Source organism: Streptomyces sp. 6-11-2, from assembly GCF_006540305.1.
GTDB lineage: Bacteria > Actinomycetota > Actinomycetes > Streptomycetales > Streptomycetaceae > Streptomyces.
On the sequence record NZ_BJOR01000001.1, the window covers coordinates 4916314 to 4929744 of the forward strand.

Sequence of the window (13431 nt, forward strand, 5' to 3'; positions counted from 1 at the left end):
CGCCGTGCTTGCTCGGGCCGCGGTCGCCCCGGCGTCGCGGTGGGTGCGCGCGGTCCCGCCGGTGCGGGCCGCTCACGTGTTGCTGGTGCCCCAGTCGTCCTCGCCGCTGCCGTTGGCGTGGGCGCGCAGGGAGCGCACCCGCTGGGCGACCGATTCGGGAACGCGGTCGCCGACCTTCTCGCTGACCGTGTGGTAGGCCTTGCCCGCGAACTGCCGGCCCTGCTGCGCCGCGGTCTCGGCGGTGTTGCGCACGGCGGGGTTCTGGGCGATCTGGAGGGCGGACTTCTTCAGTTGCTCGTAGCGCTCACGTCCGGCCCTCGTGCCCAGCACGTAACCCACGGCGATCCCTGCGATGAACGTGAGCCGGTAACGCATGACGGCCACCCTTCCCTTGCCTCGAGGTCACAGCCGGGGAGAACCGATTGGCGGAGCACCCCCCTGCTTGCGCTAATGTATGTGTCGCAGCGAGCGCGCGCCCCCTGGCGGATACCCAGGTAGGTGCGTTCGATGCAACGAGGCATTCCTCCGTAGCTCAATTGGCAGAGCAGCCGGCTGTTAACCGGCAGGTTACTGGTTCGAGTCCAGTCGGGGGAGCTCGGTCCTCCGTAGCTCAATTGGCAGAGCAGCCGGCTGTTAACCGGCAGGTTACTGGTTCGAGTCCAGTCGGGGGAGCATGCTGAACGAGGACCCTCCGGGGTCCTTTTTCATGTCCGGTTTCATGTCCCCGGGGAACCGCCGCGGCCGCGGTGAAGTCCTCAAGGTCGTGAACAGCCGCGGAAGACGACCATCCGAAGCAGGAGATCGTATGAGCGGCTATGCTGCGGCAGACGGCGCGCACACTTGTACGCGACGCGCCGCAACGGGGCGGTAGCTCAGCCGGTTAGAGCAGCGGACTCATAATCCGTCGGCCGTGGGTTCGAGTCCCACCCGCCCCACCAGGCGCTACCCGCGCAGAATCGATGTGACCAGCGGTTTCGCGGGTCACTCCCAGCAAGTCTGTGGCCCCCGGATGTGGATCCGGGGGCCATCGGCGCGTGTTGGCCCGTTTTGCACTCGGCCGGAGCAACGGCAGGCGCGGACGGGCTACTGACGGGCCGCTCAGGAACGGTCGTCGGCGGGGTCGGCGGTCTCCGGCAGATCGTCGCGGTCGCCCTCGGCCTGGGAAGGGGTCGGGTACGGCGTGTCCGGCGGTCCTGCGGCGCGCTGCGTGTCCTCGTCGTCGCGTTCGCCCTCTGCCTGGGATGGGGTGTGCTCTCTCATGGTGGTGACTCCTGCGGACGGGACTGGTCACTCGTCCGCACATCGGGTACCCCGGTAGCCGGGCCGTCACCGTGTCCGTGCTGCTCCGTGCCGTCCGCGGGCCGCGGTGTGTCCGGGCCGGGGCCCGTGCGACGCGCGAGCGCGGCGCGCAGCGCGGAACGGATCTTCCCCGGCGGTGCGGAGCCGTCGTCGCGCGCGCCCGCGGTGATCGAGGCGCCCACCGCGTGCAGCTTGGTGTTGGAGCGCTGGGAGGCTCCCGGAGGACGTTCCAGGCCTGTTCCGCGGTGCACGCGTGGGTGGCCATCAGGACGCCGCGGGCCTGGTCGATCACCGGGCGGGAGGAGATGGCCCGGCGGAGCTGTTCGACCTCCGTCCGGAGCTGGAGCAGCTGTTCCGTCCGCTCCAGGGCCACCGCGGAGGTGACCGGCGGCCGGGGCCGCTCCGGTCCCGCGGTGTCGGCCGACGGGTGCGGCGGGTCCGTGGTGTCCAGGCCGGTCAGCTCCAGGACGCGGCGCGGCCGGCCCGTCCAGCCGGTCGCGGTCACCCGGACCGGGGGACGGCGGCCGTGCTCGTCTGGACTGCCCAGGAGTTCCAGTCCGGCGGTGCCCATGAACGTCACCCCGGACACGTCCAGATCGACCCGGCCGACGTCGGGCGGCAGCTCGGCCGGCGCACGGGCCAGGGCCTCCGCGCAGCCGTGCACCAGCTCCCCGCGTGCGGTGAGCGACGTCCGGTCGGCCACCGGGTCCGTGCGGACGTCGACGCGGAGCGTGCCGGCCGGGGTGTTCCGCCGTCGTGAGTGAGATCGTGATGCCGCCGCGGCCATGTCCCCGCCCCGTCCGTCCTCGGCGGCCCTCGCGCGTCTTCGCGACGTCGCCTTCCCCGTCGCCCCGGCCGGCCCGCGCCCCCGGGCACACCGCGGCGCTGCGGAGCCACGGAACCCCGGCGGTGCTGCCATTGCGCCTGCCCGCTCCCCGTACGACTGCACACGCCCGGAAACGGGCCTTGTCGTGGATGCGGTGGGGTACGCGTAAGGCGTAGGTGCCGGACGGCGCGGGACAGGGGGCGTCGCGTCCGGGGCAACGGAGATGTTCTGGCCCGAGCTGCCGGGGACGGAGGTGTCGACGTCATGACCGCGATCGCGGAACCCTTCCTCCACCCCGCCCTGTTCTACCGGGACGAGCGGGAGTACCTCGCGGGCACCGTGCCCTTCGTGCGCGAGGGACTGGCGTCGGGCGAACCGGTCGCGGTGGCCGTCCCCGGCGACAACCTCCGGCTGATCGAGACCGGTCTGGGCGCCGACGCCCGGTCCGTACGGCTCCTCGACATGCGCGAGGTCGGGCGCAACCCCGGCCGGATCATCCCCGCGGTGCTGCGGGCCTTCGCCGACGCCCAGCCGCCCGGCCGCCGGGTGCGGATCATCGGCGAGCCGGTCTGGGCCGGCCGTACGCCCGTCGAATACCCGGCCTGCGCCCAGCACGAGGCACTGATCAACCCGGCCTTCCAGGGCCGCGAGGTCACCATCCTGTGCCCGTACGACGCCACCCGCCTCGACGGGCGGGCCCTCGCCGACGCGCACGCCACCCACCCCGTGGTCATCCCCTCCGGCGGCACCGGGCACCGGGAGAGCGCCGCCTACGCCCCCGAGCAGGTCGTCGACCGGTACAACGAGCCGCTGCCGCCGGTGCCGGACGCGCTGTCCTTCTCCTTCACGGAGCAGACGCTGTCGCAGGCCCGGCACCTAGCCGTCGCCGAGGGCGCGCGGCTCGGGCCCGCGGCCACCCGGCTGGAGGACCTGGCCCTGTCCGTGGCCGAGCTGACCACCAACAGCGTGGTTCACGGCGGCGGTTCGGGCGAGCTGCGGGTGTGGGCGCAGGACGGCTGCGTGCTGTGCGAGGTGCGGGACAAGGGCCGCCTGGACGATCCGCTGGCCGGTCGCCGGCCCGTCCCCCGTGAGCAGCGCGGCGGACGCGGTCTGCTGCTGGTCAACCTCGTCGCCGACCTGGTCCGCGTGCACTCGGGCGCGGAGGGCACCACCGTCCGCTGCTGGTTCGCCGACCGACCGCCACCGGGGCCCCGGTGACCCGACCGGTCAACCCGCCTACGCGCCCAGCGGGTTCAGCACCAGCGGCTCGACCTCGCCCTCCAGCATCGCGCCCAGCCCCTGGATCGCGCACACGTCGGGGCGCTCGGCGATGTGCACCGGCATGCCGGTCGCCTCGCGCAGCATCTGGTCCAGGCCCGGCAGCAGCGCGGAACCGCCGACCATCATGATCCCGCGGTCGGCGAGGTCGGCCACCAGATCGGGCGGGCACACGCGCAGCACCTTGTAGATGCCGTCGAGCACGGCGGTCAGCGGCGTCTGGATGGCCTCCCGTACGGCGGCGGTGTCGATCCGTACGGACCGGGCCAGTCCGGTGGCCACGTCCCGCCCATGGATCTCGGTGGACGCCGGGCCGGACGGGGTGAGCCCGTTCCCGGACAGGGCGATCTGGAGCGGCCGCAGGGACTGGCTGGGCAGCATCAACGCGTGTGCGAGGCGCAGGTGTTGCACGATGGCGTGGTCGACGGCCTCCCCGCCGACGGGAATGCGCTCGGCGGTGACGATCGAGCCGAGCGAGAGGACGGCCACCTGGGTGGCCGCGGCCCCGCACACCATGATCATGGTGGCCTCGGCCCGCTCCACGGGCAGCCCGCAGCCGACGGCGGCGGCGATCAGCGTGTCGACGAGTTCCACGCGGCGCGCGCCGAGCCCGACGAGCGTCTCGATCGTGGCCCGTTGGGCGAGCGGATCGGCGTCGTGCGGGGTGCAGGCGGCGGCCCGCAGCCGGGGCGCCTTGCGGCGCAGGGCGCGGCGCATCCCGTCGCCGAGCAGGTGCCGCAGCATGCGCTGCGCCATCTCGATGTCGACGACCGTGCCGCCGGAGACCGGGCGGACGACCCGGATGTAGGCGGGGGTGCGGCCCGTCATCCTCTCCGCGAACTCGCCGACCGCGATCAGGGCTCCGTTACGGGTGTTCACGGCCGCGACGGAAGGCTGGTCGACGACGAGCCCCGGGCCCTTCACGTAGACACGGGTCCGGGCCGCTCCCAGGTCGACGGCGAAGTGGCAGCGGCGCAACTGCTCCAGACTGGCGGACATGGCGGAGCCTCCTGAGAGCGCGGACCGTGGCGGCCACCGTGCGGCGGCCTCCCTGGCATCGTGCGGTCGCGCCGGAACGGGCGCCTGTTCAAGGGGGCCGGGCGGGGCGCCGCTGGACGGGTGGATTCCGGCGCTCCGTGCGTAAGGAGTGAGAGTCAGGGACACAGGGACGGCTTCCGCCGCCGGCCGTCCGGGGCCTGTCCCACTGGCGGGAACCCGCCAGGCGCCGACTCGCTGTCGTCTTCCAACTCCCCTACCACACAAGGGTTCTGCCACTCTTCGCAGCACCGAGGACGTGTGGCGCGGAGAGGAGAGACAGGATGCGCGCAGGACCCCCCGGACGGAGAGCGGCCCTGGTGTCGGCCGGGCTCGTGATCGCCCTGCTGCCGGCCGGACCGGCGGCGGCGCGGCAGCCCGCGGGGCCGCCCGGTTCCCCGTCGGCCACCCCGGGCGGTGCCCGCACCGTCACCCTCGTCACCGGAGACAAGGTCACCGTCACCGACCTCGGTGGCGGGAAGAGGACCGTCACGGTGCGCCGGCCCCCGGGCGCCACGGGTGCCGTGCGCACGCAGATGGCGGGCGGCGCCCTGAGCGTCGTACCGGACGAGGCCCTGCCGTATCTGCGGGAGGGCCGGCTGGACCGGCGACTGTTCGACGTGGACACGCTGTTACGGCAGGGGCTCGCGGACGCCCGCACCGGCGAGCTGCCGCTGATCGTGACCTACGGCAAGGGCGTCCGGGCGGCGACCCCGCGCGGGACGGAGCGGACCCGGAGTCTCACCAGTGTGCGCGGGACCGCCGTGGAGGCTGCCAAGGGGCGGGTGTTCTGGCGGGAGTTCACCGGGCGCGGCACCCCGTCCGGCGGTATCGACAAGGTGTGGCTCGACGGGCGGGTCACCGCAGACATGGCCGAGAGCAACGCGCAGATCGGCACCCGCGAGGCCTGGGCGTCCGGCCTGACCGGCCAGGGCGTCACCGTCGCCGTCCTCGACACCGGCGTCGACACCTCCCACCCCGACCTCGCCGGACGGGTCGCCGTCACCAGGAACTTCGTCGACGGCGAGGACGACGCCGACCGCAACGGACACGGCACCCACGTGACGTCCACCGTCGGCGGCAGCGGCGCGGCCTCCGGCGGTGCGGAGAAGGGGGTCGCCCCGGACGCCACCCTCGCCGTCGGCAAGGTGCTCGGCGACCAGGGGTCGGGCAGCGAGTCGCAGATCATCGCCGGGATGGAGTGGGCCGCCCGGGACGTGCGCGCGCGGATCGTCTCCATGAGTCTCGGCTCCAGCGAGCCCAGCGACGGCACCGATCCCATGGCGCGGGCCGTCGACACCCTCTCCCGGGAGACCGGCGCCCTCTTCGTGGTCGCCGCGGGCAACACCGGCGCCCCCTCCTCCATCGACTCGCCCGGCTCCGCCGACGCCGCCCTCACCGTCGGCGCGGTCGACCCCTCCGACCGGGCCGCCCACTTCACCAGCGCCGGGCCCCGCACCGGCGACAACGCCCTCAAACCCGACCTCGCGGCACCCGGCGTCGACATCCTCGCCGCCCGCTCCCGGCTCGCGCCCGGCAACGGCGCCTACACCTCCATGAGCGGCACCTCCATGGCGACGCCCCATGTCGCCGGTGCCGCCGCGCTGCTCGCCCAGCAGCACCCCGACTGGAGCGGCGAACGGATCAAGGACGCGCTGATGTCGACGTCGAGGCAACTCGACGCGTCCGCCTACCTGCTGGGGGCGGGCCGGGTGAGCGTCCCGGACGCCGTGCACGCGCGGATCACCGCCACCGGAAGCGCCGACCTCGGGTTCCACCGTTGGCCCCCCGACACGGACAAGCCGGTGACCAGGACGCTCACCTACGCCAACTCCTCCGACACCGACGTCGACTTGAGTCTCGCCGTCCAGGGCGCCCCGGACGGCGTGGCCACCCTCGCCGACTCCGCGCTCACCGTGCCCGCCCACGGCACCGCCACCACCACCGTGACCGGAGACGCGGCCGAGGCGCCGGTGGGCGGGACCACCGGGCGGATCGTGGCCTCCGCGTCCGGCACCCCGGTCGCGCACACCGTGTTCGGGCTGGTCAAGGAGGACGAGCGGTACACGCTCACCGTGCGGGTCAAGGACCGCGACGGCGCACCCGTGCCCGCCGACCTCACCGTGCAGCGGCTCGCCGCGGGCGCCGATCCGTACCCCGCGCACGTCGGCGACTCGGGCACCCTCCGCCTGCGCCTCGAGCCGGGCACGTACAGCCTGACCTCCTTCCTCGACGTACGCGACGGCCACGGTGCCGACTCCCTCGGCCTGGGTTTCCTCGCGGCCCCCGAGATCAGGCTGGATCGGGACCGCGACGTCACCCTGGACGGGCGCCGCCTGCGGGAGATCAGGGCCGAGACCGGACGGCGCACGGAGACCCGGCAACTGCTCATGGAGTACGACCGGACAGCGGACGGCTCCGACCTGTTCGGCGCCGTCCAGGTGCCCGTGGCGTACGACAGCGTCTTCGCCGCGCCGACCGAGCCGGTCACGCGGGGCACCTTCGAGTACCGGACCGTGTGGCGGCTCGGCAAGCCGCCGCTGGAGGTCAAGGGCGTCGGTGAGGCGCTCGTCCAGCCCGGCGGCACGCTGATCGAGGGCCGCAGCAGGCTGCCGCTCGTCGACGTCGGCGACGGGGACTTCACCGGCGGGGACGTGCGCGGCAAGGCGGTCCTGGCCCGGCTCACCGATTCCGCCGAACCGGCCGCACTGGCCCAGGCGGCCCAGGAGGCGGGCGTGAAGGCCCTGTTCGCGACGGACGACCTGCCCGGCCGGCTGAGCGCCTGGTGGGGCACCGACGACAACGCCGACCGCCCCCTCCAGATCGCCACGGTCGACGCCGCCGACGCGGCACGGCTGCGGACCGCGGGTCGCGTCGACATGACGGGGACACGGAACACCCCGTACGTGTACGACCTTTCGCAGGGGCATCGCGGGGCGATCCCCGACACGGAGCTGACGTACGCGCCCGGCCCTCGCCAACTGGCCGCGATCCGGACCAGGTTCCACGCGGCGCGGCCGACGGGCGGCAGCGAGTTCCGGTACGCGGTCACCGACACCTTCCCCGTCGGCATCGGCTTCCAGGAGCGGATCGACCTCCCGGCCGAGCGCACCGACTACGTCTCCACCGGGCCCGGCGAGCGCTGGCAGGAGTCGGTGACGGTCGGCGACGGCACGCTGGAGCAGCGCGGTGGCCGGGTCCGCTACGAGGGCGGAACGCACCCCGTGCTCGACTGGTTCAAGCCGGTCTGGCACCCGTGGCTCGGCACCGGACTCGACTGGGGGCAGCAACGGGCGGGCGACCGGCTCCAGTTCAACGTGCCCGGCTGGGGCGACTCCGGGCCCGACCACACCGGCTCCGGGGACGTGTGGAGCGCGGACAGCGGCATGTCCCAGACGACGGCGGTCCATCTGGACGGGCAGTTGGCCGACCGGCGCACGGGCGCGGCCGTGTTCGTGACGGACGCGCCCCCGGCCGAGCACACGTACCGGCTCGTCACGGACACCGCGCTGGACGCCGGCAGGTGGCGGCTCGCCACGCGGGGGCACGCCGAGTGGACGTTCCGTTCGTCTGCCACCCCCGAGGACCGCTGGACCACCCTGCCCCTGATCAACCTCGCCTTCGAGATCGGCACCGACCTCGCGGGTGACCTGCGGGGCGGCGGCCGGGTGCCGGTCGGCGTCCGCGCCCGGTACGTGGCGGGCGCGACCGGCACCGGCACCATCGGTGACGGCAGCCTCGAAGTGTCCTACGACGAGGGCGCGACCTGGCGGCCGGTCCCGCTCACCGGCGGCCACGCCTCCTGGCGCGGCACCCTGTCGGTGCCGCGCGGCGCCTCGTCCGTCTCGCTGCGGGCCACCGCGGGCGACGACCGGGGCGGTTCGGTACGGCAGGAGGTCGTCCGGGCGGTGGGGATCGGGCAGGAGGACCGTCCCCCGTCCTGACCGGGTCCGGGGACGGGGGCGGGAGAAGAGCCCGGAAGGCACGTAAGGGACTCCTTGCGACTCTGCGACTCTCGTACGGGCCGACTGGCCGGGACCGGTGACTCCGTTCCTGCACCAGGGGCGACCGCACGCGCCGACACGGGAGGTTGTTAGCCTGCGGGCCCGTCACTGTTCGACGCCTCGTACCAGGATCCGCGTGGATCTGCACGGATCCACGCGCATCCACGAGGGACTACGAGGATGGAGCCCCACCGTGCCCCGCATCGCGCTCGTCACCTGCCGGCCCGCGCCCGGTATCAGCGACGACCCGGACCTTCCGGTGCTGGTGGAGGCGCTGGAGGCGGCCGGGGCCGAGGCACGGGCCGTGGCGTGGGACGACTCCGGGGCCGACTGGGGCGGGTTCGATCTCGCGGTGATCAGGTCGACGTGGGACTACAGCTGGCGGGTGGGGGAGTTCACGGAGTGGGCCGAGCGGTGCGCGAAGGCGACGCGGCTGGCCAATCCCGTCGAGGTCGTGCGGTGGAACGTCGACAAGCGGTACCTCGGTCAGCTCGGCGCGGCCGGTGTGCCCGTCGTGCCGACCCGGTACCTGGCTCCCGGAGACCCGGCCGACCTGCCCGACGACCACGAGTACGTGATCAAACCGGCGTCCGGGGCCGGAGCGCGTTTCGCCGCCCGGTACACGCCCGACGAGCGTGACACCGCCGTACGACAGCTCGCGCGGATGCACGCCGAAGGGCTCACGGCCCTGGTGCAGCCGTACATGCGGCGCATCGACGCGGGCGGGGAGCGGGCGCTCCAGTTCTTCGGCGGACGCCTGCTGCACGCCGGCCGCAAGGGTGCCGTCCTCGCCCCCGGCATCGCCTACGACGAGCGCAAGGCGGCCCACCCGGGCATCGCGCCGTGGACTCCGACCCCGGCCGAAGTCTCCGTCGCCGAGCGCGCGTTGGCCGCCGTGCCCGGCGCCCCCGAACTGCTCTGCGCCCGGGTCGACCTGGTGGACGGGGAGGACGGCGAACCCCGTCTCATGGAGCTGGAGCTGGTGGAGCCGAACCTGTTCCTGTGGCTGCATCCGGAGTCGGTGGCGGCGGTGACGGAGGCGATCCTGGCCGCCGCGGGCTGAGCCGCTGCCGGGCGACTGCCCCCGGCAGGGTCACCCGCCGCCGATCCGCGTCCGTTGCAGCAGGCCCCAGGTGAACTCGGCCACGACCTCCCGGCGGACGCCCTGCCCGTCCGGGGCCTGGAAGGACAGACCCCAGCGGGTCGGGGCGCTGCCCTCCAGGGGGCGGGCCGGGGCGAAGGCGCGGGCGGCCTCGTCGACCGTGCAGGACCAAGGGGTCAGGTCGGCCACGGTCCTCAGGTCGGGTCCCGCGGCCCCCGGGGCGCGCACCAGCCACTCGTTCCAGACCCGGCCGTCCGGGGCGGCCAGCACCTCCAGGCGCAGATCGGGCCAGAGCGGGACGGGCCAGCTGCGGGCCTCGCAGTCCAGGTCGCCGATGCGTCGGGCGGTCGTCGACTCGGGTTCGCCGAGGATCGAGCGGTACCGGGAGGCCGCCGAGCGGGACCGTGGTGAGCGGGCCATCGCCTGCCAGCGCTTGTTGGCCTCGCGCATCTGCGCCCGGGAGACGCCCAGCGTGCGGCGGGCGTCCTCCACCAGGTCCGGGTTGTGGTCGGCCATGCGGCGCAGCAGCACCAACTGGAAGTCCAGCGGGGTGAAGGGGCCGTCGGGGCGCTTTCCGGAGGGCGTGGTCATGGGATCCATCGTCGCCCACCCCGTTCCGCCCGGCCTTTTCCCACCCGCTGCCCGCGCGCCCGCCCAATGTCCGCGCGCCCACCCATTGCTCACGCGCCCGCCCGATGCACGCGCGCCCGCCCATTGCCCGCGCATTCCGCGGTGACTAGCCTGTGTTCGTCATGCCGACCGCCTTTTGATATTTCGAACACAGCTTGGATCACTCGGATCACTCGGAATCACTTGGATCAAGGGAGGGGGCCGGTCGTGGGACGTCTCGTACCTGCCGTGACCCGGGCTCTGGACATCCTCGAGCTCTTCCTCGACGGGGACGGGACGCTCTCCGCCCCCGACATCGTGCGCAGGCTGCGACTGCCGCGCACCACGGTGCACGAGCTGGTCACCACGCTCGCCGCCCGCCAGTACATCGTGCCCGTGACCGGGCAGCCCGGACGCTACCGGCTGGGTGTACGCCCCTACCAGCTCGGCAGCCGCTACGCCGAGCAGTTGGACCTCGCCGCCGAGGGCCAGCAGGTCGCCCGCTCGGTCGCGGAGACCTGCGACGAGACCGTGCACGTGGCGATCCTGGAGGACACCGACGTCATCTACATCGCCAAGGTGGACTCCACGCACGCGGTGCGCATGGTCTCCGCGGCCGGTCGCCGCCTCCCGGCGCACTGCACCTCGGTCGGCAAGATGCTGCTCGCCTCCCTGCCCGAGAAGGAGCTGGGCGCGCGCGTCCCGGACGACGCCGAACTGGTCGCGATGACGCCGAACAGCATCACCGACCCGGCCGCGCTGCGCGAGGCCCTGCGCGAGATCCGGCGGCGGGGCATGGCGGTGGAGAGCCGTGAATCCAACCCGGACGTCAGTTGTGTGGCCGCGCCGGTGCGCGACCGCACCGGGCAGGTGGTCGCGGCCCTGTCCATCTCGGTGCCCATGATCCGCTGGAGCGAGGAGCGGCGGGCGGAGCTGGAGCGGCTCGCCGCGAAGGGCGCCGCCGAGCTGTCGGAGCGGCTCGGCCACCGGGGCACGGCATGACGGGGTACGAGGTCGCCGTCCGCGCGCGGGCGGAACTGGGCGAGGGCCCGACCTGGGACCCGGAGGCCGGGCGGCTGATCTGGGTCGACATCCTCTCCTCCCGGGTGCACGGCTACGACCCCTCCTCGGGCCGGTGCACGGTCCGTACGACCGGGCAGCACGTGGGCGCGGCGAAGCCCCGCGCGGGCGGCGGGCTCGTCCTCAACCTCCGGGACGGGGTGGGCCTGGTGGACCCCGACGGCGCCTTCCGCTGGCTGCACCGCGACCCGGTTCCCGGCCGGCGCGGCAACGACGCCGCCGTGGCACCCGACGGCTCCCTGTGGGCCGGCACCATGCGCTACGACGAGGCACCGGGCGGCGGCACCCTGACCCGCCTGACCGGCGACGGCGCGGCCGAGGTGGTGCTGCCCGCCGTGGCGGTGAGCAACGGCACCGGCTGGAGCCCCGACGGCCGCCTGATGTACTACGTCGACTCACCGACCCGCCGTGTCGACGTCTTCGACTTCGACGGGCAACGGATCACGGGCAGACGGCAGTTGGCCCAGGTGGAGGAGGGAGCCGGCTTCCCGGACGGCCTCACGGTCGACGCCGACGGCTGTGTCTGGGTGGCCCTGTGGGACGGCGCCGCGATCCGCCGCTACACCCCCGCCGGCCCCCTGGACCGCGAGCTCGACCTCCCGGTCTCCCGCCCGACGGCCTGTGCCTTCGCCGGCCCCGGCCTGACCGACCTCTACGTCACCACGGCCCGTACGGGCCTGGCCGCCCCCCATTCCCTGGCGGGCTCACTCCTCGTCGTCCCCGACGCGGGCCAGGGCCTGGTCCAACCCGCCTTCGCGGGCTGACACCGCCGGCCCGCTTCGGCGGTCGGGCCCGGTCAGGTGTTCGTCCGGTCCAGTCCCTCCAGGATCTTGCGCTCGGCCGGGGTCAGCGGGGGACCCGCCAGCGGGGGGAGCAGAGGGCCGTTCAGTACGTCGAGGAGGGTGTCGGGGCGGAGGAGGCGCTGCGGCCCGGTGCGCAGGCTGGTGACCTCCCAGAGGGCGGCCGCGGCCCGGTAGGAGCCGGTGGCCGCCCGTGTCAGACGGCGGCTGTAGGAGGTGACCAGGCGGTCGGCGGCTCCGGGCGAGGCGCCGCGGCTGTTCGGGTACCAGACGTCCTGGCCGACCGCGGCCGCCCAGGCCGCGTCGACCGGACGGGCGGCGCCGCGCTGCACACGGCGGGCGAGACCGGGCGCGTCCGGGCCGGAGCGGCGCAGTTCGTCGCGCAGCAGCCGCGCACCGAGCGCGGCCACCGACATGCCCTGCCCGTAGGCCGGGTTGTAGGTGGCCACCGCGTCGCCGAGTGCCACGAAGCCCTCGGGCCAGCGCGGCAGCTTCTCCAGGTAACGGCGGGCGTTGCTGGTGCTGCGGCTGATGTACACGTCGGTGAGGGGTTCGGCGCCGGAGACGAGCCGGCCGACGATGGGGGACGGCAGATCGAGGGCGTAGCGCAGGAACCCGTCGGGGTCCGCCGGCGGCTCACCGCCCCGCGAGCCGGCGAGGCTGACCATCCAGCGGTCGCCCTCTATCGGCAGCACCATGCCGCTGCGGCCCGGCCGGCCCACGTACGGGTCCGCCTGCACCATCGTCAGCGGGAACTGCTCGGCCCCGGCGGGCGTGCGGTACACGCGTGTGGCGTTGACCAGCCCGGCGTCCACGCCGCGCTCCCGCACCCCGGAGATCCCGAGCTCGCGGAGCCAGGTCACCACCCGCGATCCGCGCCCGCTCGCGTCGACCACGAAGTCCGCGGCCAGCACCTCCTCCGCGGCGGGGGTGGCGACGCGGACACCGCGCACGCGCCGCGCGTCGCCCACCAGGCCGACCGCCTGCGCCGTGCGGATCACCGCCCCGGTGTGGGCGAGGACGGCGGAGCGGACCGTGTAGTCCAGCAGGGCGCGGGTGCAGCTGAGCATCCGCGGTCCGTCGTGCCGCCAGCGCCGCAGCCAGCCCTCGGGGGTCAGGGCCACCATGCCGTGGCCCAGCGGTATCTCCCGGGCGCCCGCGGTCAGCAGCCGCTCCCGGATGCTCCCGCCCGGCATCAGCTCCTCCATGGCGGCCAGGCCACCGGCCATGAGCAGATGGGCATGGCGCCCCTGCGGCAGTCCCCGGCGGTGCTCCGGCCCCTCGGGCAGGTCGTCGCGGTCCACTACGACCACGTCGTCCACGACGTCGGAGAGCACGGCGGCGGCCAGCATGCCGGCCAGTCCGGCACCGATGACGACAGCTCTACGGGGCATGGGG

Annotated in this window: 12 protein-coding genes, 3 tRNA genes and 1 pseudogene; 9 read left to right on the top strand and 7 right to left on the bottom strand. The window is 74.2% G+C overall.

What is annotated here, in order from left to right:
* Positions 1–72: 72 nt before the first annotated feature.
* On the bottom strand, positions 73–375 hold the full coding sequence (locus tag TNCT6_RS21575; protein ID WP_141361167.1) for a YtxH domain-containing protein: 303 nt from the start codon (positions 373–375) through the stop codon (positions 73–75).
* 146 nt (positions 376–521) lie between these two features.
* Here TNCT6_RS21575 and TNCT6_RS21580 point away from each other — a divergent pair.
* From TNCT6_RS21580 to TNCT6_RS21590, 3 genes are all read left to right on the top strand, one after another.
* Positions 522–594 (top strand) — tRNA-Asn (locus TNCT6_RS21580).
* A gap of 5 nt (positions 595–599) precedes the next feature.
* Positions 600–672 (top strand) — tRNA-Asn (locus TNCT6_RS21585).
* Between the two features lie 189 nt (positions 673–861).
* A tRNA-Ile gene (locus tag TNCT6_RS21590) sits at positions 862–938 on the top strand.
* A 160-nt stretch (positions 939–1098) separates the two neighbouring features.
* Here TNCT6_RS21590 and TNCT6_RS39990 read toward each other — a convergent pair.
* The 3 genes and pseudogenes from TNCT6_RS39990 to TNCT6_RS41925 all read right to left on the bottom strand — a co-directional run.
* Positions 1099–1260 carry a hypothetical protein gene (locus tag TNCT6_RS39990; RefSeq protein ID WP_172632976.1) on the bottom strand — a complete coding sequence of 54 codons (162 nt, stop codon included), beginning with the start codon at positions 1258–1260 and terminating at the stop codon, positions 1099–1101.
* Entirely contained in the window at positions 1257–1550 is a 294-nt protein-coding gene (locus tag TNCT6_RS41920; RefSeq protein ID WP_308789470.1) for a hypothetical protein, read from the bottom strand. The genes TNCT6_RS39990 and TNCT6_RS41920 overlap by 4 nt, the downstream gene beginning before the upstream one ends.
* A 14-nt stretch (positions 1551–1564) precedes the next feature.
* A pseudogene (locus TNCT6_RS41925) lies at positions 1565–1921 on the bottom strand (hypothetical protein); the annotation flags it as partial.
* Between TNCT6_RS41925 and TNCT6_RS41930 the strand changes: the two are divergent.
* Together TNCT6_RS41930 and TNCT6_RS21600 are read left to right on the top strand one after the other, a co-directional pair.
* Positions 1826–2059: a hypothetical protein gene (locus TNCT6_RS41930; RefSeq protein WP_308789471.1), complete on the top strand. Its 234-nt coding sequence runs from the start codon at positions 1826–1828 to the stop codon at positions 2057–2059. The pseudogene TNCT6_RS41925 and the gene TNCT6_RS41930 overlap by 96 nt on opposite strands.
* A 330-nt stretch (positions 2060–2389) precedes the next feature.
* Positions 2390–3343, top strand: coding sequence for an anti-sigma factor RsbA family regulatory protein (locus TNCT6_RS21600; protein WP_141361169.1), 954 nt, complete (start codon positions 2390–2392; stop codon positions 3341–3343).
* Positions 3344–3361: 18 nt separating this feature from the next.
* Here the strand turns inward: TNCT6_RS21600 and TNCT6_RS21605 are convergent, their stop codons facing one another.
* Positions 3362–4402 carry a rod shape-determining protein gene (locus TNCT6_RS21605; protein ID WP_141361171.1) on the bottom strand — a complete coding sequence of 347 codons (1041 nt, stop codon included), beginning with the start codon at positions 4400–4402 and terminating at the stop codon, positions 3362–3364.
* 320 nt (positions 4403–4722) lie between these two features.
* Here TNCT6_RS21605 and TNCT6_RS21610 point away from each other — a divergent pair, with 320 nt between their 5' ends.
* On the top strand, positions 4723–8382 hold the full coding sequence (locus TNCT6_RS21610) for a S8 family serine peptidase (RefSeq protein ID WP_141361173.1): 3660 nt from the start codon (positions 4723–4725) through the stop codon (positions 8380–8382).
* 253 nt (positions 8383–8635) lie between these two features.
* Entirely contained in the window at positions 8636–9505 is an 870-nt protein-coding gene (locus TNCT6_RS21615; RefSeq protein WP_141361175.1) for a RimK family alpha-L-glutamate ligase, read from the top strand.
* A gap of 30 nt (positions 9506–9535) precedes the next feature.
* On the opposite strand, the gene TNCT6_RS21620 is transcribed toward TNCT6_RS21615, so the two are convergent.
* Positions 9536–10144, bottom strand: a complete 609-nt coding sequence (locus TNCT6_RS21620) for a hypothetical protein (protein ID WP_172632977.1) — start codon at positions 10142–10144, stop codon at positions 9536–9538.
* Between the two features lie 237 nt (positions 10145–10381).
* Here TNCT6_RS21620 and TNCT6_RS21625 point away from each other — a divergent pair, with 237 nt between their 5' ends.
* Positions 10382–11155: an IclR family transcriptional regulator gene (locus TNCT6_RS21625; protein ID WP_141361179.1), complete on the top strand. Its 774-nt coding sequence runs from the start codon at positions 10382–10384 to the stop codon at positions 11153–11155.
* On the top strand, positions 11152–11997 hold the full coding sequence (locus TNCT6_RS21630; protein WP_141361181.1) for an SMP-30/gluconolactonase/LRE family protein: 846 nt from the start codon (positions 11152–11154) through the stop codon (positions 11995–11997). Before TNCT6_RS21625 ends, TNCT6_RS21630 begins: the two co-directional genes overlap by 4 nt.
* A gap of 32 nt (positions 11998–12029) precedes the next feature.
* On the opposite strand, the gene TNCT6_RS21635 is transcribed toward TNCT6_RS21630, so the two are convergent.
* A complete protein-coding gene (locus TNCT6_RS21635) occupies positions 12030–13427 on the bottom strand; it encodes an FAD-dependent monooxygenase (protein ID WP_141361183.1) in 1398 nt (465 codons plus the stop codon).
* Positions 13428–13431 lie beyond the last annotated feature (4 nt).

Coding starts and splice junctions, on each gene's coding strand:
- TNCT6_RS21575 (WP_141361167.1), bottom strand. CDS start 375: ATGCGTTACCGGCTCACGTTCATCGCAGGGATCGCCGTGGGTTACGTG.
- TNCT6_RS39990 (WP_172632976.1), bottom strand. CDS start 1,260: ATGAGAGAGCACACCCCATCCCAGGCAGAGGGCGAACGCGACGACGAG.
- TNCT6_RS21600 (WP_141361169.1), top strand. CDS start 2,390: ATGACCGCGATCGCGGAACCCTTCCTCCACCCCGCCCTGTTCTACCGG.
- TNCT6_RS21605 (WP_141361171.1), bottom strand. CDS start 4,402: ATGTCCGCCAGTCTGGAGCAGTTGCGCCGCTGCCACTTCGCCGTCGAC.
- TNCT6_RS21610 (WP_141361173.1), top strand. CDS start 4,723: ATGCGCGCAGGACCCCCCGGACGGAGAGCGGCCCTGGTGTCGGCCGGG.
- TNCT6_RS21620 (WP_172632977.1), bottom strand. CDS start 10,144: ATGGATCCCATGACCACGCCCTCCGGAAAGCGCCCCGACGGCCCCTTC.
- TNCT6_RS21630 (WP_141361181.1), top strand. CDS start 11,152: ATGACGGGGTACGAGGTCGCCGTCCGCGCGCGGGCGGAACTGGGCGAG.
- TNCT6_RS21635 (WP_141361183.1), bottom strand. CDS start 13,427: ATGCCCCGTAGAGCTGTCGTCATCGGTGCCGGACTGGCCGGCATGCTG.